This window comes from Lactiplantibacillus modestisalitolerans (genome assembly GCF_005405425.1).
Taxonomy (GTDB): Bacteria; Bacillota; Bacilli; order Lactobacillales; family Lactobacillaceae; genus Lactiplantibacillus; species Lactiplantibacillus modestisalitolerans.
In genome coordinates, this window is sequence record NZ_BJEA01000006.1 from 1 (window position 1) to 20182 (window position 20182).

Sequence of the window (20182 nt, forward strand, 5' to 3'; positions counted from 1 at the left end):
GGTTCCGTCGGCTCTGTCGGCTCTGTCGGCTCTGTCGGTTCCGTCGGCTCTGTGGGCTCCGTCGGCTCTGTCGGTTCCGTCGGTTCCGTCGGTTCCGTCGGCTCTGTCGGCTCTGTCGGTTCCGTCGGTTCGGTCGGTTCCGTTGGTTCTGTGGGTTCCGCTGGCTCCGTTCTAGCTTTAATCACATAGCTTCCCTGACTACCATCATATTGCCACTGCGTATTTCTCAAATCCAAATTCTGAATGCGTTGTAAGCCCGTCGGCGTTAATTGCACTTTATATGTCCCAACTAAGTTTGGTCGTTTACCATAGAAATCAACATCGTCAGCTTTCAATAAGTAAGTTTCACCATTACTTAGTCGAATCTTATAATTTGTAACATCTAAATCACTTAAAGCTCCCTTAACCACAACTTGTTGTCCACTTAAGCTAATAATAACGAATTGTTTTTGAACCGTTAAACCTGCTAAGCTTGATAATGTCTGCCATTGATAATTTTTAGAATCTAATTGTTCAATATTTGACAACCCAACTGCTGTAAGATTAATTTTATACTCCCCAGCATCAATCGCTGGTCCATCAGTAATTTCAATGTCTGCCGGCTGTAACCAGTAACTCTGCCCATTACTCAGTTCAACCCGATAATTACTTGCTTTTAATTCTTGTGCTCGACCATTATACGTCTGAGTCGCATGCCCCTTCAGCTGAATCTTTGCAATAGCACGTGTTATTGCTAAATATGCTGTCTTTGTTGGTTGTTGCCAATCATAATTGTGTAAATCTAGCGCTTTAATATGCTCATAACCAGCCTGCGTTATTTTTACATCATACTGACCAACGCCTTTGGCAACACCATTTGCTACCTCCAAATCTCCTGCCTGTAACTGATACGCTAACCCATTGCTTAATATAACCTGATATTGTCCGATATTTGGAACAACCTTTTTACCCGTATAAGTAACAGTTTGTTGCCCTATCAGCTTAATATTTGATACTTGCTTTACTACGTTAATTTCAGCAATTGGGAGTAACTCCGACCAGGAATAGTTCGTTGAAGCTAAAGCTAAAATTCGATTTCGCCCAGATTCAGATAACTGAACAGAATAGTGTCCGACTTGAATTGGGTTACCAACGACGATTAAATCATCCGCCCGCAAACGCTGTGTCTGACCATCACTAAAATTAACTTGATAGTCCGACATATTTAGGCTGATTGGCTGACCAGTATAACTTTGCTGTCCAATACCTTTTAAGTAATATTGTCCTGCAGCCGGAGTAATTCTATATGGCGCGTTCACCAGCCCCAACTTCCATACATAATTAGCTGGTTGTAAAGCTCTTAGCCTCATTTTCCCAGAATCGGTTAACGTTACTTCGTATTGTCCCACATTTGTCGGATTTGAGCCGTTAAACACCAAATCATTTGCATCTAAATTTAATATTTGCCCAGTAGTAGTTAAAATATGATACTGTTGTGTATCTATCCGAGCCAGATTTTCTGTATATTTCTGACTACTTTCACCAACTAAGTTTAACGTGACTCGTATCGGATCGACTACAAAGGATGCATTGCTTTGCCCAATTTTCCAGTCGTAATTAGGCGCATCTAAAGTCTCAATATGCTTTTTTCCTTTCTGGGAAAGCACAACTTGATAGGTTCCTTGATCAAGTGCTGGCTCGGTTAGCTGCAAGTCACCCGTTTGTAATTGATAACTAGTTCCGTTGCTGAGCTTAACGTAGTAATTTTGCCAATTCGGTATCAAGCTCTGCCCATTATATAGTTTATGTTCAATACCGCTAAGATCAATAGTGGCGGAAGCCGGGGTAATGGATAACGATGCATCACTCATGGATAGATTCCACTCATAGTTTTTATTATCTAGCGCTTGAATATGTGCATAACCATTTTGTGTTATTTGAACCCGATACTCTCCAGCGTTTCGCGCGGTAGAGTCACTCAGTTCCAAGTCTCCCGCTTGCAGTTGATAAGTAAATCCGTTATCTAAACCAACATGATAATTCTGATATTGAAGTTCTACTGGTTGGCCCGTGAACGGCACAGTTGTATACCCAGTTAATTGGATATTTGCATTTGCTTTATTAACCGTAAACGTCGCCGTATTAGCACCTGATGTCCACGTATAATCAGGCGACGCGACTGCTTGAACATGTGCTAGACCTGTGGTAGTGAGCTTTACAACATACTGGCCCGCCTTGACCGGCACCGACGCTTCAAATGCGATATCACCTTTTTGCACTTGGTACTCACTACCATCACTAAATACAACCCGGTATGCTTCAGTGTCTAATAATATCGGCTGTCCAGTATACGTTTGGGTAGCACTTCCTAATAAGTCAAACTGTCCCGTAGCTTGTGTAATCTTATATATAGCAGTAAGTTGGTCAAAGGTCCACTGATAATTAGTGGACACAAGTTTCAATAATCGTTCCTGACCAGCAGCAGTTAGTTGAACTTGATATTGACCAACATCAAGCGGCGCTTTCCCAACAAAAGCCAAATCGCCAGCCATTAACGCATGACGTTGGCCTATTGAATCGATAACGTAATAATTATCCACTGAAGATAACGACATCGGTTCACCAGTATATACATGTGTTGCTTGCCCTTTTAAATCAACTGTTAGTTTTTGAGGGATAACTTGGAGTGTTGCATCGGTAGTAACGTCGCTCCAGTGGTAATTATGATTGATTGCTCTAATTTTGTTCAATGCTGTTTGAGTTAGTCGCACCTGATACGTACCAACATTCTGAGCAGTTACTGAAACAACTTCTAAATCGCCATTTACTAGGTTATACGTTCCTTGACTTAATTGTACTTGGTAATCGTCTACATCTGGTTGAATTATCTGGCCTGTATATTCTGTCTGATCCACGCGGCGATTATACAGATGAATAGTTTTTTCAGCTGGCGTTACAATCAGTGTAGCTTTAATCGCTTCCGGTACGACAATCCAATTATAATTAATTAAATCCAAGCTTTTTATATTACGAATACCTTCGCTAGATAATGTTAATTGATAAACACCTACATTAGTTGGCACATCACCAATAAATTGCAAGTCTCCCCGTTTTAGCACGTATGTTAACTCATTATCGCCTGCCAAACGTCCTGTTTGCACTGTACTTGTGTCATACGTTCCTAAAAGCTCAACCTGATAATCACCAACAGGAATTACGACATTTTGTCCTGTATATTCAACGCTACCCCTTTTTCCAGAAACGAGTTGCAATTTAATCTGTGCATCCGCCTTTTCAATGACAAATTGGCCTAACGATTGGTCATAACTCAGCTGATAATTAACGCCCGCTGCTTTTTGTAAATTATCAAAGCCATCTGAAGTTAATCTGACTTGATAAGTCCCAGCATTAACCGGAGCTTCTTGTTTAATGAATTCTAGATCAGTTGGTACAAGTTGATACTGACTAGCGCCTGTAGAAATATCAGCACTAATCCCGTATTCATTAACATCTAATCCCCATTTTTGCGCATTATAAAGATGTTGAACGTCAGATGTGTTATTAACTAACGAAACGTTCACTAAAACAGGATCAATTATTAATTTTCCTAGGCTTTGATCATAAATCCAGGTAGAGTATTCGGAGTCCATGGCCTGGATATTCTTCATTGCAACGTCACTGAGCACTACATCATAGGTTTGATGAGCCTGTGGAACCAACACCGTCGCGTCCTTTAAGACTAAATCCCCCGCTCTTAACTGATATGTCTTACCATTACTTAGTATCACCTGAAAACCAGTTGGTTGAATTGAACCGGGTTGAGTTGTGTATTGCTGGTGTGCAGTTCCTTTTAAACTGATGGTAACTGTCTGCACGTCCGCCAAATCATAATTATAGCGCCAAGTTCGCTCTACAGAATCTAACTTCTTAAGGTTGGCAATTCCTTGAGCCGTTAACCGGACGGTATAACTATTTTCCAGTTCTTGCCACTGCAAATCACCTGGTACAAATTTATATTCATATTTCTCTGCAACTGGGCGATAATATCCCTCACTGCCTTCAAAAGTTACTTGATAATCACTCGGATTTAGAACTGGTGGTTCTCCCGTTGTCTTTGCAATCTTCTTGCCATGAATTGTCGTATTTACAATTGCGGGAATTGCCTCATACGTTGCAAATGGCGCTTCCGGATTTTTTCCGGAATATAGTGCACACATTTGATCAGTTGTATAAATTTGCTTAGTTTCTATATTCTTCCAACTACGTTCCCCCGAACCCATTGAATAGAAGCCAAACCGCATTCCATTGACATTTATAGCATTAGAATGTTGATTCAAAAGGGCCACTTTAGGCCCAAGAACCAGCGTATGAATTGAGTCTAATTCATCAAAAGTCCATGGATAATCGGTCACTTTAGTCAAATCAAGATTTTTAATATTTAACGTCTTGATACTTCTTGAAGCCACAAACATCTCCCCAACATCAGTTAAGTTAGGCGTTTGCCACTCACCAATCTGCAAATCTGTTAAATCACGAGTTTCCATAAACATTTGACGCATTGTAAAAACTTTTTCAGTATTCCAAGTATTTAAATTCAGCGTTTTAAGTCCGGTTCTTGCAAACATACCTTCCATGTTGACAACGTTACTTGTATCCCATCCCGTAATATTCAAATTGTCTAGGGCCCGATCACCATAAAACGTTTGCCACATATACTTTACGTTGGAAACATCCCAACTAGACAGATCTAAATCATTTAAAACCGTACAATCAATAAAGGCCTGGTGGATATCAATAACGTTTGACGTATTCCAGCCGCTAACATCCACAGTCCTTAATTTTTCATCTTCCCGAAATAAGTACGCAAAACTCGTTGCTTGACTAACATCTAAATTATGCAGATCGGCACTTTCAAGATTCGGCATTTTACGAAAATACTCCGACCCATAACCTTTCGCCAACACCGTTCCTTTCTCAACAAAGACCCTTTTAATATAGTCACGGTTATTTTTATCATCATAGAGCCAATTATTTGATTTTAATAATCCAGCGTGAATCGTTAGCGTCCCATGCATATCAATATCCCATTTTGACGCTTCTAATTCAGCATTCCCATTTCCAGAAACTCCTTGATCATGATATTCAGTCACGGGTATTGTACTTTCTGCAACTGGGGTCCGTTGAATGTTTACTTTATTTACATTGGAAACTTGTGCTGGCCTAATGTTCGGAGTATCAGTAACTATTTGGTTATTCGTACTAGTATTTACTTTATCAGGAATATCCCCCTGTGTTTGATTTTCCGTATCCGAGACAGTATTTTCAGACTTCGACTGATTAACAGCTTTCACGTCTTTATCAGCAGTCTGACTTGGTTCTTCCACACGATTCTTATCCAGTTGTGGTTGCTCAGGAGTTGCATTCTGTTCCGATTTATTTTGTTGCGGCTGATTAGTTACCTCTCCTTTGGGGACTACATCAGTCACTACTTTAGGAGCTGGCGTTACTACTTTTTTATTCTTAGCTGGTGTTTCAGTTTCGCCCGCTACTGGTTCTTTAGCAGGCTCTACTTTTGACTTTAATGTTACTTTTTGCGTTGTTGTATTCTTGGACGCGTCGCCCGCTTGTATCTCTGAACTTTGTGCGGCTGCTGTGTCCGACACCGTATCAGCTTGTGCTCGAACAGCTTTAGCACCCATCGTAAGCACTAATACACCCACCAGAGTTTCTAATTGATGCCCCCGTTTAACATTCCGTTTACATTTCATCTTTACACCGTTCCTCTTTTCGTAAAAAACATAACCAGCAAAATAAATGACCTAGTTAACTATTTAAAATTATAATTCCATTACTATTTTCTGACAAAGAAAGCCCATTGCTAATTTTCCTACTCAAAAAGGGCTTTCAGTGCCAAAAAAATTCAGCATTGAAAGCCCTTCGATATAATTATTAATCCATTTGAAAAATAGTTTTTATTAAACCCTACACCTTACTTCGAAATACAAATAATTTCGATAAGAAGAAATTCCCAATCAGCGCACACGCCTGTCCTAACAACTTAGTGGCCACCGCTGGTAAACCAACGAGTGAAATTCCTAACCAGAGTACCAGAGTTTCAATCAGGTAGGTCATGATTCGCGTTGCATAGAACTTACCCATTTCACGAAATGGGTGCGGCGAATGGTGGTTAAAAACCAGTAACCGATCTACCCAGAACGCCACCTGCACACTCAGTACCCAAGCCGTCGCGTTGGCAACTTGATACTCAACGTGCAGAACCCCGTTCATCACGTAAAACGTCAGGAAGTTGACGACCACGCTGATCAAGCCCCACAGCACGTACCGAACAGCTTGGTTACGCGTTTGTTTACGCTTGGAAACCAAGTCATTTCCCAATTCTGCGATAGGTTCTAACATCTCTTCGGCCGTATAATCCGCCTCGCTTGTTTGGTCCGGATTGGTTTTTTTACTCGTCATGGTCAATCACACCTTTTCTTAGTTAACTGCTATTAACAATTATACGCAGTTTTGGGGCTAGATTGCCACTATTTCGAGAAGTTGTTCCGTGTTTAACGATGCGCTACATCGATGTAGCACTCACGTAGCGCTTCAGTCTGAAGCGCCCTTACTAATTGGATGTCGTCACTAATGATTGAACGCTAACTGGTTTGGCATAGATGTAGCGTGCAACCGCCGCGTTAATTAAATATTCATTATCCTGATCATCAACGAGTGTCAGGACTGGAAGTGCGTCAGCCGATTCCACCAACGTTAATTGTTCGCCCAGTTGCAAACTCGTATGTTGCCAATATTTAACGGTGCTTGGCGATTCTAAATAACTATCAATAATAATTGTTTCGTTCACCCCAACCGTATCAAGCGACTGAACCACCCGCTGGTCCCGCTTTTCAAACGCGGGCAATTCTAACTGACCGCCAAAGGGACTAATCGCCGGTTGAGCTAATTGTTGATTAAGCCGCCGTAACAGTTCTTGATCATTAATTGCAGCCATTAACCAAGCCTGCTTCGGAACGGATGGTAACGGTAACTTTATCTTTTGGGTCAGCCAAACTTCACATAAGCGGTAGCGAAACATTAAGTCACAAACAATTTGGTAACCCGCCTTCGTTAATGCAATTTGATGGTAAGTTTGGTGAACAACTAAACCGGCTTTTTCCAAGTGATTAACGGCTTCGGTAACTGACCCTGGAAGCACGCCCAGCATGGTCGCAATCTGTTTGTTATTGGTCCCAGATTTTGCATAACTCGCCTCATAAATCGTTTTCAAATAATTGCTAATACTCTTCCGCATAAATTACCACCCTAGATTATTTTTTTGTAGGTAACCCTAAAAAGTATTTCAATTTTATATTATTTATTGTACAATAACAACTGCTCATAAGTTTTATCACATTGAAAGGTGGAGTTTTAAGTGAGTCAAAACAATGAAACACCCAACCGGAAGCATAAACTGATTGAGTATGCGAACGGGCCATCCTTGGAAGAAATCAACGGGACAATCGAAGTGCCGAAGAACATGAGTTTTTGGAAAACTCTGTTCGCTTATTCTGGGCCTGGTGCGTTAGTTGCCGTCGGATACATGGATCCCGGTAACTGGTCAACGTCAATTACTGGTGGGCAAAACTACCAATACATGTTGATGTCTGTCATCTTGATTTCAAGTTTGATTGCGATGTTACTACAATACATGGCAGCCAAACTTGGTATCGTGAGTCAGATGGACTTGGCGCAAGCCATTCGTGCTCGAACCAGTAAATCGCTCGGAATTGTGCTCTGGATTCTAACTGAATTAGCCATCATGGCAACTGATATTGCCGAAGTTATTGGGGCCGCGATTGCGTTATATCTATTATTCAACATTCCCCTGGTCATCGCGGTGTTCATTACGGTCTTCGACGTTTTGGTACTGTTATTACTAACTAAAATTGGTTTCCGGAAAATCGAAGCTATCGTGGTGTGCTTAATTTTAGTCATTCTCTTTGTTTTCGTTTATCAAGTAGCTTTATCCGATCCCGACTGGGGTGGCGTTATCAAGGGATTAGTCCCAACGGCCGCTACCTTCTCAACGGGACGCAGTGTTAATGGTATGACCCCACTTTCTGGGGCCCTTGGGATTATCGGGGCAACGGTTATGCCCCATAACCTCTACTTACACTCTGCAATTTCCCAAACTCGGAAAATCAACCATAACGACGAGAGTGACGTGGCCCGGACGGTTAAGTTTGCTGCTTGGGACTCGAACATTCAATTATCATTCGCCTTCATCGTTAACTCATTACTGTTGATCATGGGGGTTGCCGTCTTCAAGAGTGGCGCCGTTAAGGATCCTTCGTTCTTTGGTTTATACGAAGCCCTTTCAAACACGTCAATGTTAAGTAACGGCATTTTAATTGGGGTCGCTAAGTCCGGTGCCCTCTCCGCCTTATTCGCGATTGCCTTGCTAGCTTCCGGTCAAAATTCGACCATCACGGGGACCTTAACCGGGCAAGTCATCATGGAAGGCTTCGTTCACATGCGGATGCCCCTCTGGTTACGGCGCTTAGTTACTCGGTTAATTTCCGTTATCCCAGTTTTAATCTGTGTCATGTTAACCAGCGGTAAGAGTGCCATTGATGAGCACACGGCGCTGAATAATCTGATGAATAACTCACAAGTCTTTCTAGCCTTCGCGTTACCGTTCTCAATGTTGCCATTACTGATGATGACTGATAGTAAAGCTGAAATGGGGAAGCGGTTTAAGAACTCAACTTGGGTTTCGATTTTAGGCTGGTTATCCGTCATTGGTTTAACGTTCTTGAACTTACTCGGCTTACCAGACTCAATTGCCCAATTCTTTGGCGACGGCATCACGGCTAGTGAGCAGACCTTCTCAACCGTCTTAGCCTACGTCCTAATTGCGGCAATCCTCGCATTATTAGCTTGGACGATTATTGATTTACGGCGTGGTAACCAACGCTTCTTGGAAAAACAAGCCGCAGCCGCAAAGGATGGTGAAAACTAATGAGTACGAAGTTTAAACGCATTTTAGTTGGTGTTGATGATTCTGCCGACGCCTTATTGGCCTTTGATTATGCCATCCATCAAGCTAAGCAGGATAACGCTGAATTGATCATTACGTCAATTTTGGAAAGTGATGATATGAACGTCTTTCAAGCGCTCAGTAAGGATTACGTTCACGGTGAACGGCACGATTTGGAACAACACTTATTAAAGTATCAACAACAAGCCCAATCAGCTGGTGTTGAAAAGGTTCGGACCATGATTGCCGAGGGTGAACCCGGCGAGACGATTGTTAAAGAAATCATCCCCCACGTCCAACCCGACCTCCTGATCATTGGTTCATTAGCGAAGAAAGGGATTGCCAAGCACTTTGGGAGTCAAGCTGCTTACATGGCAAAATACGCCCCAATCTCCGTATTAGTTATTCGCTAAAACATTATCAAAAGACCGCAATCCGCTTCTTTTTAACCGGATTGCGGTCTTTTGATTCCCAAATCAGCTCCCCCGTACGTTCCCTTTTCACAACTCCCGCAACTTTCCTACTTCAAACTTCACGGTCGGTTGCGTTTTCTCACTTTAATTACAAGCCATTTTGAAAGCGGCTTCCAAATCACGGTCACTAGTTACATATCCCCTGGGCCCCAAGGGATTGCGGTTAGTTGAAATATTTTTAGGGGCAAGTAACTTTAATTGATTTTGATTCCTAAACCTCCTATAATGTAGGTGCAGTTAAGGAATGAAAGGAGTGCGCTTGGAATGACCCCAAACGAAATTTATGACGTCCTGACACACTGGCAACTATTACCACAAGATGAAGTCACGTGGCGACCGTTTTCCGGTACTTCAATCTTCGTTGAAACCGCTAAGCAGCGCCTTGTTTACCGGATTGACCGCAGTGACGGTCAAGTTGACATTTATCAAGCTGATCCGAGCTCCGAACTCTCAGAACACTTTCAGCCCCTCAAGACCATTCCGCTGACCGCTAGCCAACGCGATGATTTAAAGCACCTCCACCATCGCCACGGTACACCCGTTTTGCAATAATAATTTAGTCAAAAAAGCCACCAAATCGCATTGATTTGGCGGCTTTCATTTATTTCTGCGGGTGCGGTTGATGCTTTATTTCGTGTGCCACGTGTCCAATCATCGCCTCAATTAGTTCCACGATGTGCGGATCATCTAAACAGTAATCCACATGCTTGCCACGTTTAGTTCGCGTCACTAATTGATACTGATACAGCAGAGCGAGTTGGTGTGAAACGACCGGCTGAGCCAAGTTAAGTGCTTGGCAAATACTCGAAACGTCTGCCGGGTGCTTTTCCAAATAAAGTAACAATTTAATTCGCTTGGGATTACTCAACACTTTGTAAATTTTTGCCGCTTCCATTAATTGTGCATCCGATACTTGCATCGTTTTCACCCTTTCAATTCAAAAATTGCCAAACATGCGCAACCAAACCACTATCCCAGAAAACGTATAACCCAATCAAGACGTAACAAAAACGCATCAACCGCTCCCCGTAAGTGGCCAGTAAGCTCGTGACGCGCGGTAGCTGGGCAACCCAGTTAATCACTAATACGGATACTCCGGATAAAACCACAATTAGAGCTAACGCAGTCAAAAAGGCCGGTAATGTCGCCCCGACTAAGACCGGTAAAAAAATGGCAAGGTTGCAGCCGGTACAAACGCTTAAATAAGTCAGCAGGACCGCCAACACCGGTGCACGTTGAGACTGCTTGGCCTGGTCATCGTCATCGGACCGTAATGCCAACCAAATGGGTAATACACCAAGTACCCCCAGCGCCCATTCTGGTAACCACAATGCTAATGTTTGACCAATCAAGTAACTTAAAATCAGTAACAAACTCGTACCCAGAACGTACCCTAATAATACTTGACGTAGTCGGTACCGATTCAATAAAAAGAGCAACATCACAAAAAAATCTAAGTTAACACTAAGAAACGTTAACCCTAACACCCCATAATTCATCCCTAACCCTCCAATTAAATTACTTTACATATATTATATGTCAAATGTGTTATATGTAAAACTCAAAAAAGAACTGCGACCAAAGTCACAGCTCTTTTGGGCTTTGAATAGTAATTAGTTGAAACGTGCTCGGCCAGAGTGGTATCTGCGCTTGCTACGCTAAGTCGCCATCGCCAAACCCAGGCGATTCCCTGCGATATAGCCGAAACGTGCTCCAGACCAACTGACGCCTGCTACGCCACCGGCACAACGCAAAAACCGACGCTCCACTGCAATATAGCCGAAACGTGCTCGGCCAGACTGGCATCTGCGCTTGCTACGCTAAGTCGCCATCGCCAAACCCAGGCGATTCCCTGCGATATAGCCGAAACGTGTTCGGGCTAGCATGGTCCTGCGGTTAGCTACGCCACCGGCACCATGCACAGTTCGCATCTCTGCGATATAGCCGAAACGTGCTCCAGACCAACTGACGCCTGCGCCTGCTACGCCACCGGCACAACGCAAAAACCGCGTCATGCCGGTGGCTAGGCAGTGCTCAGCGTCAACCCGTTGGTCTTCCACACTCTTACCTAATCCGCCGCCAACGCATCTATTGGATTCAAGCGCGCCGCCCGCCATGCCGGCAAAATAGCGGCCAGCAACGCAATAATCAACGCAATAATGAACGTTGACACCACGTTACCCATCTGAATGGCAACTAGGTTGTAACCAGCAATCTTATACAACGCCTGGTTAAGGACCGCCCCAATACCATAGGCTAAACCGGTCGCCAACGCCGCACTGATTACCCCAATAATTAAGGATTCACTCGTAAATAACCGCCGAATATCACCACGACTTTCACCCAACGCGCGTAAGATTCCAATTTCCTTCTTGCGGGCACTGACTGACATGAACATCGTAACGATGATCATTAGGGCCGAAACCAGCAATGAAATCCCTGCAATTGCCGCTAAAATCGTCGTGGCGAGGTTGACGTACGTATTGACCGTATCCAAAATGGTAGCAATACTAATTGCCGTGAATTGGCGTTTCCCGTCAATTTTAATCTGATTAATCTTCTTAGTGACACTTTGGTTATCATGGCGGGAAGCAACCTTAACCGCAACCGAGGTTGGGTTAGCATCGACGTTTTGGGCCCGCCGCATCGACCGCATCGTCTGGTAGGTCACCGCGTTAGCACCGCTCCCAGTTTGGCCGGCCGTAATCCCCGCCACTTTCAACTGACGCTTAACGGTAACGGTTTTCCCAGTCTTATTCATCGTTTGGTAGGATACCGTAACGGTCTTCCCAACTAACTGTTTCCAGTTCTTGGACGACCACTTCTTGGCAACCGTTTGTTTATCTAACACGATTTCATTCTTACCAGCCTGATGGCCGACCTTAATCGAAGACTTACGGTCCGCAGCCGTCCAAGTCGTTAATGACGAAAGTGTTAGGTCCTGATCACCAATCTTAACCGTCGCTCCAGACGCACTAATGATTGGTTGAGCACTTTGAACCTTGCTAATGGCTTTCAGTTTGTTCAATTGTTTAGTCGTAAAGGTTGTACTCTTCAAACTCGTTGCGGCGCTCGCCATACTGCTAGCACCACCACCTTGGCCGCCCGCAGCCTGGCTGCCACCTGCCTGACCACCACTAGCTTGGCTACGACTTGGTTTCTGGTAACGCGACACCGTGACGATTCGCGGATTGACCACGTTATTAATTTCCTGATTAATGTAACCCTTGAGACCGTTCCCCAGTCCGGTAAAGAGCATCACCGCAAACAACCCGATGGCGGTCCCGATGATGATAATTAGATTCCAGGTCCAAGTATACCGTAAGTGCTTAAACGCAGTCGTTAAGGGGACGTGCCATGGCAGTTTCCGTGCGGCAATTTGAGCCCGGTCGTCATCCACTGGGTACGCGTCTTTGCGCCGTTCATCCGCCGTAATTTTGCCATCCGCCAAGTGGACGATCCGGGTTCCCGCATCCGCCACCGCCTGCGAATGGGTCACGCAAATCACTAGCCGACCTTCCGACGCAATTTGGTTCAAAATCGCCAACACTTCGGCGGTGTTTTGTGAATCCAACGCTCCGGTCGGTTCATCGGCAATAATGATTTGTGGATCACTAGCTAACGCCCGCGCAATCGCGACCCGTTGCTTTTGGCCCCCTGATAATTGGTTCGGGTACTTCTTAATTTGATCCGTTAGGCCCACTTGTTCTAGCAAGTCCCGTGCCCGTTGGTCGCGTTCGGACCGGTTCAACTGCGTCATATCTAACGAAATCAACACGTTGTCCAACACGGAGAGGTGGTTAATTAAATTATACGACTGGTAAATATAGCCAATCGTCTCCCGCCGGTAGCGGTCCATTTGTTTTTCCTGATGGTGATCTAACGGCTTTCCTTGTAAGAGTACCTGACCTTCAAACTGCCGGTCCAATCCACCAATTATGTTCATCAGGGTTGATTTACCGCCCCCCGATTCACCTAAAATTGCAACCAATTCACCGCGCTCGAACGTTAAATCAATCCCGTTCAGTACTGGGAACGCTTCTTTTCCCAAGTAGTACGCTTTATGAATGTCCTTTAATTCTAAATAACTCACGCGTCCTTCACCTGACCTTTACTTGCCCTAACTGTCGCTTATAAAAATAATGTTTCTTAACACTTAATTCTATCAAAAAAGGACCCCCAACCGCACTCGGGAGTCCTTTCAAAACTATTAATTTAAGCTTTACTTAGTAAAGTATTCGCGTTAAACCCGCTTCTTGCGCCGCCAGAAGATGATGCCGCTCGTAACCGCAAGCAGTAAACCACCAACAGCTGCTAACCATTGTTGCACTTGTTCACCGGTTTGTGGTAACCAGCCAGTCTGCTTGGTTTGATGACCTCGACCATCGCGTGCAGTTGATGTTGTCGAGTCATTATTGCCAGTTGCATTTGATCCAGCTGGGGTTGTTGTGGAAGTCGTCGTTGAAGCACCTTGACCGCCATTACCACCATTCGTCTGTGTTGACTTTTGATCGTCACCCGGTTTAACTCCAGTTTCTTGGCTGCCACCTTTACCTGGTTTTTGGCCGTCGCCTGGTTTTTGACCATCGTCTGGTTGTTGGCCTTCGCCTGGCTTTTGACCGTCATTTGGCTTTTGACCGTCGCCTGGTTGTTGGCCTTCGCCCGGTTGTTGACCATCATCTGGTTTTTGACCTTCACCTGGTTTTTGACCGTCGCCTGGTTTTTGACCGTCGCCTGGTTTTTGACCGTCACCCGGTTTAACTCCCGGTTCCGGCTTTTGACCATCCTGATCCGTGACCTTCCCATTTTGGTTCGTCAAGTCGACCAAGACTTCCGTTCCGTCCGTCGTAGCGGCCATGGCTTCCTTAACGGCAACGTCGCCCTTACCATCCGTGAATTGCAAAGTAGCAAATTCACCAGTTGGTTGCTTGTCAAAGCTGACCGTCAACTTCAAGGCGCCGTTTTCAACCGTTTGCCGAACCACGGAAACGCCCGCCGCCGTCTTAATTGACTTGACTTGGCGACCACCTAAGTCAATCCGCATATCAGCCGTATTAACTTGACGCTTCTTCAAATTGGTCAACGCTAATTGCGCCGCCGACTTAGAGCGTGTTAACTGAATCGTTTCAACGTCACGGTTCTTCTTAGTTAAGTCCGTTTGCTTCAAGAATGCTGATGGATCAAACACGTTGCTGTTGAACATGTGTGGTGCCCGCGGAACTTGTAACGCATTTAAAACTAAGGCCGTGATGTCTGCGTTTGAGCCACCCTTTAACCGGCGACCGCTATCAATCGTTTCACCACCCATGGCAATGAAGATGTCACGGTCCGGCGCGTCGTTTGGCCCATGATTATGACCAGCACCACCGTGGTCGGCGTTAGCAATGACCAACGTATCGTGGATATGACCAGTAGCTTCCAACTTGTCCATCACTTTTTTGAACAGGCCGTCGTAGCGATAGTATTGGTTCCAGTAGTTATCGTTATAGAAACCATAACTATGGCCTTGCCCATCCATGAAATCACTTTGCATGTAGACCATTGACGTCCGTTTAAAGTCGTCACGACCAATGTAGTCGGCAACGTCGTCAAAGGACTTCAATGAAGCCGATTGCTTCGTCTTAACGGCTGCATCCGGTTCAACGATGGCGTTCACGATTTGACCCCATTCGGAGAAAGCCGCTGCCTTTTGAGTTGGGTTGTGCTTTTGTAATAATTTGAAGACGGATGGGTACAATTGACGTTGCTTGCCAAAGTCCGCAAAGTATTCTTGACCCATCGAGCCATTAGTTCCTTGGTATTCGATTGGTAAAGTGCCCCATGGCCGGCCGTGTAACATTGAAATGTAGTTTTGGGCCGAAATTGCCGGGTTAACTGATTGCGCGGACGTACTCATGGCAAACTTGTTATTAAATAGATCCATCGTGTACGTGTTACGCCGCTTCTTAAGAATATCAGGATTAGTCGTCCACATTGGCGTCCCGGCACCCTTAGCGTAGTACATCCCGTTTGGATCCCACGAGTTCCCACCACCGTCAGTTGTTAAGACAATCACGTGCTTATACGGCTTAATTTCAGCGTTTTTAGCGATGGCGGCCTTCTGTGAACCAGCTGCTAACGCAACGTCCCCCGCCCCAACGATTCCATCGCCGTTCAAGTCAAAGGCGAATTGCGGTTGAATGGTCAGGTTTAACGCTTCTCCCAATTGGACGTGGGTATCCTTAGTGACCTGCTCGAATTTAATGCTCGTGTTCCCAGCGACATTTTTCTTCGTGTGCAAGTTAATGTGGGCTAACCGCGTTTGCGCGTACTTCCGGAATTCTGCCGGTGATAAAGCGGCCGTCGTTGTGATCCGCAAGCGGCCGTTGGCTACCTGTTCGACCTTAGTTTGGTTCCCCTTAAGCGTCCGGTCGTAGTCGACGTAGTACAACTTGCCCGGATCAAAGACAACGTCCATGGTCAGCGTGCCCTGATCGCCAACCTTCAATTGACGGGCGTGCACGTTTAAGCCGTACGTTGCGTCGTTCGTAATCGTTTTAGGACCCACTAACATCGTTGAAACCGTTTGGTCCTTAGCTGGTGCTTGGTGGAAGCCTGCCTGCGCCGCGTTGCTCAATTGCGCAATTTGGTCACCAGTCAAAACGTGGTCGTATAACCGCGCCGACTTGATGCTCCCCTTCATTTGCGACTGAACGTGCGTTCCAGGAGCCGCGTCGCCACCGAGCACAAAGTCCTTGGTGCCCTGGGCTAGTTTTAAATCCCCCGGCATTTGTAAACTTTGCGCTAGCTTCCCGTTTATGTAGAGGCTCGCCGTTTTGTTCTTATCGATAACTCCCACGGCGTGGACCCACTTGCCAACTGGCAGTTCGGCACTGGGTTGCTTATAGCCGTGACCATCATGAGCAAAGAAAGTCACCTTGCCATTTTGGACCCCTAAGCCGAGACCGCCGCCTTGTTGGCTGGAGAAGACTTCCGTTTCGCCAGTCACGTTGGCACTTGGGTCGTACTTAAAGTAGGCTTCAATCGCCATTCCGTGTTGCAAGCGGTCAAACTGCGCATCGGAAAAAAGTCGTATAAAACGCAGACCGACCGTCTAAGCCGAGCACGGCACCATCCTGCTCCTGATCTTGAACAGTGGTCGGTTGGCCCACCTTTTGCCACTGGGTGTGGCCCTTCACGTCTACCAATTGCCCGTTTTGCAATTGTAAGTCCATAAACGCACTCGCGGCTGGATTAACATCCGTTGCTGCTGGTGCTGGTTGGACCGGTTGGGTCGTCGTCGGCGCACCCGGTTGCGTCGTAACTGCCGCCACTGCGGGGGTGACCGTGGTTGTCAAAATCGTTGAACAAACCATTAAGGTCGTTAAAACACGCGGTTTCATTACACTTATCACTCCAAAGATATTATTTATAGTTACCGTTTCGAACTACTCAATTAGTTTAGTTAACTAATGTAAAGTCTTCGTATGGATGGATGTAAAGAAAAGGTGTTATTTATGTTTAGTTCTTGCATAAGTCGTTTAAACCAACGTCATTGGCTCTACCGTAACGAACTCAAAAAACACCCGCCGATTCTCACTACTTGCCAAGAATCGCCGGGTGCGGTTACGTTTTTTCATTCAGTTGTTTGGGGTTTAAAGCCGTTAGCCACCAGCTGATTGCGGAACCAGGTTTCAAACATGAACCCGTACCAAATCGCCGTAATTAGGCCGACGACCATGTAAACGTCCTGATTAAAGAAGGTCTGCGTGATCATGTTGATCAGCACCATCGCTAAAAAGGGAACCGCCGCCTTGAGCGCAAAAAACGGCGTCTGGCACCGCGGACTAAAGAGCGCATAAAACCAGTTAAACAGCAGGGCCCACCAATTAAAGCGCGCGTAGACGCGTTTCGTAATGGTTTGCCCGTTGACCGTTTTCGTAAAAATCATATTGTGCTTGACCCGTTTTTTAAAGCCGAACCATTCGGACGGTTCAAAGTGCATGTTGCAATTCCTCCTCAAAATTCAATCGTAGCTTCATTATATCGGGTTGAAAGCGCACCCGTCAAACCCCGATTACCAATTAGTGCCGGCGGTGAAAGAACGCCTGAACCTCGGCCGCGTAACCGTACCGAGCGTTAATCCGCTCCAATAATGGCTGGTCATGGGTCACCGTCAACCCCGTTCGACGTAGCTCCCGGTACTGTTCCAAGTACGGCAACTGGCGACGCGCCGCCAGGTCAACTTCAGCTTGGCGGTCATAAGCCACCTTTTTAAAATCGACGGCCAGTTGACCGGCATCGTTGATCGTTAAAAGCGCATACTGGGCACGCTGATCCGCGCGCAACTTGGCCGACGGACTATATGGCTGGCCGACCGCGCCCGGATTAATAATTAACTGCCCCTGATCAGCCACCCGCATCAATTGTTGGTGGGTGTGGCCGTAAATCGCGACATCGTGCTTGCCAACTAAATGGTCAAAATTAGCCGTCGGCGCGACCGGATAGAGGTCGTGACCGGTCGAGCGCTCCGGTTGGTTATGCGATAACCCGATATCCAATCCGTTGACCATCCGACTGGTTGCGATTGGTCGCTTGATCAAATCCGCAAAATCCGCTGGACTCAACTGGGTCAACAAGTAGGCCGTCAAACGCGCAAAGTAAACTTCGGAACCGCCACTCAGGCCACCGTAACCCTGCGCGACCGCCGCAATCCCCTGCTCCCAGTTACCTTGTAGCCAAACGTCGGGTTGCAAGTCAGCCAATTGTTGGTATAAATCGGCCGTGCCTGGTCCGGGTAAAAAGAGATCCCCTAAAAACCAGTAGTCGGTTGGCTGAACGCGCTGGGCATCCGCCAAAACCGCTCGTAACGCCGTAACGTTACCGTGAATATCTGCTAAAATCGCAATTCTCCGTTCCATCTCGTCACCTCAATGTTAGTATACCTTGAAGCGAGCGTTCGGTGGTGAATTTTACGCTGAACGTCGTTAAGTCAGTTTATCAAACCCCGTTTCCACGTGTAAAAGGTCGCCAAACGCCCCCGGCCTCGTTATCCTAAATATAAACATTGTTATATTGTTAATTTCTTGGGGGAGGAATTCATATGGCACAATTACCACTCGGCTACGACGAGGCCAATCAGTTAATGGGGCTTGAGAACTGTTTGCACGCCGTCGGCCAAACCGGTTTCAATGGCCTGAAAGCCGTTAATGAAAATTTAGTGGCGGAACTCGGCCACCTACTCAACGCGGAAATCACCATCTTGCGCGACGCCCCGCGGTTTATCTTAATTATCCACAACCACCGCGAGAAACTCGCCATTTTGGGGCACATCCATCAACAGGAGGACGCGCACTACAACATCCTGCTAGACGGCTACCCAGTTAACGATGGCCCCGCCCTGATGGCGGTTTTATATAAGTACCTCTGATCACTTCAACTTTAAGCAACTCTGCGGGCTTGCGTCTGCGGGTTGCTTTTTTCATGCCCATTTCAGTTACTCAATTAATGGTTAATCAGATGAAATCTTTGCGACCCGTGTGATAAAATAAACATGACTAACCGGAGGTGTTGGGGGATGCAAATTAATAAACAAGCAACGGGTCAACGAATTCATCAATTACGGCAAACCGCCCATTTAAGCATGGCCGAACTGGCTAGTGCGGTCGGAGTCGCTGGTAAAAGCACCATTAACGATTGGGAAAAGGGACGAACGCTCCCGCGGGCCGAGCGGTTACAGCGCCTAGCAAACGTGCTGGCAACGACGCCGGATTTTTTACTCCACGGTAGCTTATCCGAATACGCCCGGGCGATCCTGAAAACTAACGGGCTCAACAATTCAGAATTTAACGTCCTTTTGTGGGAGTACATCGACCTCACCACGACCAATCCCAACATTTTATCGGGGGACGCGTTTAACCCGACGACCAATCACCGGTCGACCACCGAGATTCGTGACCGCGTCATTGATCCGGTGATTGACCGAGCGTTGGATGAATTGCTACCAAAACTATTACAGCATTTGACCACCGCCCCCTACCCGGATAGTGATGAAATTATTAACCAAGCAAATGAACTGTTTCGAAACCGGATTCAGGTCATCCGCCGGACTTTCACTGGCAAGTATAACCGCATTATTCGGTTGATTGATAACGTGGATCTCTACGAAAAGTTGGGGACGGACGCTGATTTAAAGGATTATCTCAATCAGGCCACCCCAACAACGAGCGGTTACGATATCGACCGCGCGTATCAGCAAAAGATGAACGCGCTTTTAACGATCTTTCATCAGCAACTCAATCAGTTGAACGCCGAATATCAGGCGGCGTTGCACGCGCCTTTCCAGGAAACGTTGAAGGCGGGGCATGCGAATATTTAAGAGTGTGAGGGCTAGCGGGTTGGTCTGAGGATTAGCCTAGCCACCGGTATGACGCGGTTTTTGCGTTGTGCCGATGGCGTAGCTAACCGCAGGACCATGCTAGCCCGAACACGTTTCGACTATATTGAAGATAAGCGCCTGGGTTTGGCGATGGCGACTTAGCGTAGCAAGCGCAGATACCAGTCTGGCCGAACACGTTTCGGCAGAGTGTGAGGCCCAGCGGGTTGGTCTGAGGATTAGCTTAGCCACCGGTATAACGCGGTTTTTGCGTTGTGCCGATGGCGTAGCTAACCGCAGGACCATGCTAGCCCGAGCACGTTTCGACTATATTGC

15 protein-coding genes are annotated in these 20182 nt (G+C 46.1%); 5 read left to right on the plus strand and 10 right to left on the minus strand.

Going from position 1 to position 20182, the window contains the following annotated elements:
* The 3 genes from FFM79_RS04065 to FFM79_RS04075 form a co-directional block, all read right to left on the minus strand.
* Positions 1 to 5747: MBG domain-containing protein (locus tag FFM79_RS04065; RefSeq protein ID WP_137642198.1), on the minus strand; the 5747-nt coding region annotated here is incomplete at its 3' end.
* A 214-nt stretch (positions 5748 to 5961) separates the two neighbouring features.
* The gene (locus FFM79_RS04070; RefSeq protein WP_137642199.1) at positions 5962 to 6456 is read right to left on the minus strand and encodes a GtrA family protein; all 495 of its coding nucleotides are present in this window, start codon (positions 6454 to 6456) and stop codon (positions 5962 to 5964) included.
* Positions 6457 to 6607: 151 nt separating this feature from the next.
* Positions 6608 to 7291 (minus strand): metal-dependent transcriptional regulator, encoded by a 684-nt coding sequence (locus tag FFM79_RS04075; RefSeq protein WP_137642200.1) that lies wholly within the window; start codon positions 7289 to 7291, stop codon positions 6608 to 6610.
* A 120-nt stretch (positions 7292 to 7411) separates the two neighbouring features.
* Between FFM79_RS04075 and FFM79_RS04080 the strand changes: the two genes are divergently transcribed.
* From FFM79_RS04080 to FFM79_RS04090, 3 genes are all read left to right on the plus strand, one after another.
* The gene (locus FFM79_RS04080; RefSeq protein ID WP_137642201.1) at positions 7412 to 9001 is read left to right on the plus strand and encodes an Nramp family divalent metal transporter; all 1590 of its coding nucleotides are present in this window, start codon (positions 7412 to 7414) and stop codon (positions 8999 to 9001) included.
* Complete coding sequence (locus tag FFM79_RS04085) at positions 9001 to 9432, plus strand: universal stress protein (protein ID WP_137642202.1); 432 nt, start codon at positions 9001 to 9003, stop codon at positions 9430 to 9432. The genes FFM79_RS04080 and FFM79_RS04085 overlap by 1 nt, the downstream gene beginning before the upstream one ends.
* A 324-nt stretch (positions 9433 to 9756) precedes the next feature.
* Complete coding sequence (locus tag FFM79_RS04090; RefSeq protein ID WP_137642203.1) at positions 9757 to 10044, plus strand: hypothetical protein; 288 nt, start codon at positions 9757 to 9759, stop codon at positions 10042 to 10044.
* 49 nt (positions 10045 to 10093) lie between these two features.
* Here the strand turns inward: FFM79_RS04090 and FFM79_RS04095 are convergent, their stop codons facing one another.
* The 7 genes from FFM79_RS04095 to FFM79_RS04120 form a co-directional block, all read right to left on the minus strand.
* Positions 10094 to 10411 carry an ArsR/SmtB family transcription factor gene (locus tag FFM79_RS04095; protein WP_137642204.1) on the minus strand — a complete coding sequence of 106 codons (318 nt, stop codon included), beginning with the start codon at positions 10409 to 10411 and terminating at the stop codon, positions 10094 to 10096.
* A gap of 13 nt (positions 10412 to 10424) precedes the next feature.
* Positions 10425 to 10991 (minus strand): cadmium resistance transporter, encoded by a 567-nt coding sequence (locus FFM79_RS04100; RefSeq protein WP_137642205.1) that lies wholly within the window; start codon positions 10989 to 10991, stop codon positions 10425 to 10427.
* Positions 10992 to 11560: 569 nt separating this feature from the next.
* Positions 11561 to 13585, minus strand: a complete 2025-nt coding sequence (locus FFM79_RS04105) for an ABC transporter ATP-binding protein/permease (protein WP_137642206.1) — start codon at positions 13583 to 13585, stop codon at positions 11561 to 11563.
* 150 nt (positions 13586 to 13735) lie between these two features.
* Positions 13736 to 16534, minus strand: coding sequence for a LamG-like jellyroll fold domain-containing protein (locus tag FFM79_RS04110; protein WP_225424375.1), 2799 nt, complete (start codon positions 16532 to 16534; stop codon positions 13736 to 13738).
* A 4-nt stretch (positions 16535 to 16538) separates the two neighbouring features.
* Positions 16539 to 16874 carry a hypothetical protein gene (locus FFM79_RS12715; RefSeq protein ID WP_225424376.1) on the minus strand — a complete coding sequence of 112 codons (336 nt, stop codon included), beginning with the start codon at positions 16872 to 16874 and terminating at the stop codon, positions 16539 to 16541.
* A 233-nt stretch (positions 16875 to 17107) separates the two neighbouring features.
* Positions 17108 to 17476 (minus strand): hypothetical protein, encoded by a 369-nt coding sequence (locus FFM79_RS04115; protein WP_137642207.1) that lies wholly within the window; start codon positions 17474 to 17476, stop codon positions 17108 to 17110.
* 79 nt (positions 17477 to 17555) lie between these two features.
* Positions 17556 to 18392 (minus strand): metallophosphoesterase family protein, encoded by an 837-nt coding sequence (locus FFM79_RS04120; protein ID WP_137642208.1) that lies wholly within the window; start codon positions 18390 to 18392, stop codon positions 17556 to 17558.
* Positions 18393 to 18574: 182 nt separating this feature from the next.
* On the opposite strand from FFM79_RS04120, the gene FFM79_RS04125 reads away from it, so the two are divergent.
* Positions 18575 to 18901, plus strand: coding sequence for a hypothetical protein (locus tag FFM79_RS04125; protein WP_137642209.1), 327 nt, complete (start codon positions 18575 to 18577; stop codon positions 18899 to 18901).
* Positions 18902 to 19048: 147 nt separating this feature from the next.
* Entirely contained in the window at positions 19049 to 19849 is an 801-nt protein-coding gene (locus FFM79_RS04130) for a helix-turn-helix domain-containing protein (RefSeq protein WP_137642210.1), read from the plus strand.
* Positions 19850 to 20182 lie beyond the last annotated feature (333 nt).

Excerpts from the sequence above, each read along its gene's own strand:
- FFM79_RS04115 (WP_137642207.1), bottom strand. The coding sequence starts at position 17,476 with ATGCACTTTGAACCGTCCGAATGGTTCGGCTTTAAAAAACGGGTCAAG.
- FFM79_RS04120 (WP_137642208.1), bottom strand. The coding sequence starts at position 18,392 with ATGGAACGGAGAATTGCGATTTTAGCAGATATTCACGGTAACGTTACG.
- FFM79_RS04090 (WP_137642203.1), top strand. The coding sequence starts at position 9,757 with ATGACCCCAAACGAAATTTATGACGTCCTGACACACTGGCAACTATTA.
- FFM79_RS12715 (WP_225424376.1), bottom strand. The coding sequence starts at position 16,874 with ATGAAACCGCGTGTTTTAACGACCTTAATGGTTTGTTCAACGATTTTG.
- FFM79_RS04095 (WP_137642204.1), bottom strand. The coding sequence starts at position 10,411 with ATGCAAGTATCGGATGCACAATTAATGGAAGCGGCAAAAATTTACAAA.
- FFM79_RS04130 (WP_137642210.1), top strand. The coding sequence starts at position 19,049 with ATGCAAATTAATAAACAAGCAACGGGTCAACGAATTCATCAATTACGG.
- FFM79_RS04085 (WP_137642202.1), top strand. The coding sequence starts at position 9,001 with ATGAGTACGAAGTTTAAACGCATTTTAGTTGGTGTTGATGATTCTGCC.
- FFM79_RS04100 (WP_137642205.1), bottom strand. The coding sequence starts at position 10,991 with ATGAATTATGGGGTGTTAGGGTTAACGTTTCTTAGTGTTAACTTAGAT.
- FFM79_RS04070 (WP_137642199.1), bottom strand. The coding sequence starts at position 6,456 with ATGACGAGTAAAAAAACCAATCCGGACCAAACAAGCGAGGCGGATTAT.
- FFM79_RS04075 (WP_137642200.1), bottom strand. The coding sequence starts at position 7,291 with ATGCGGAAGAGTATTAGCAATTATTTGAAAACGATTTATGAGGCGAGT.
- FFM79_RS04125 (WP_137642209.1), top strand. The coding sequence starts at position 18,575 with ATGGCACAATTACCACTCGGCTACGACGAGGCCAATCAGTTAATGGGG.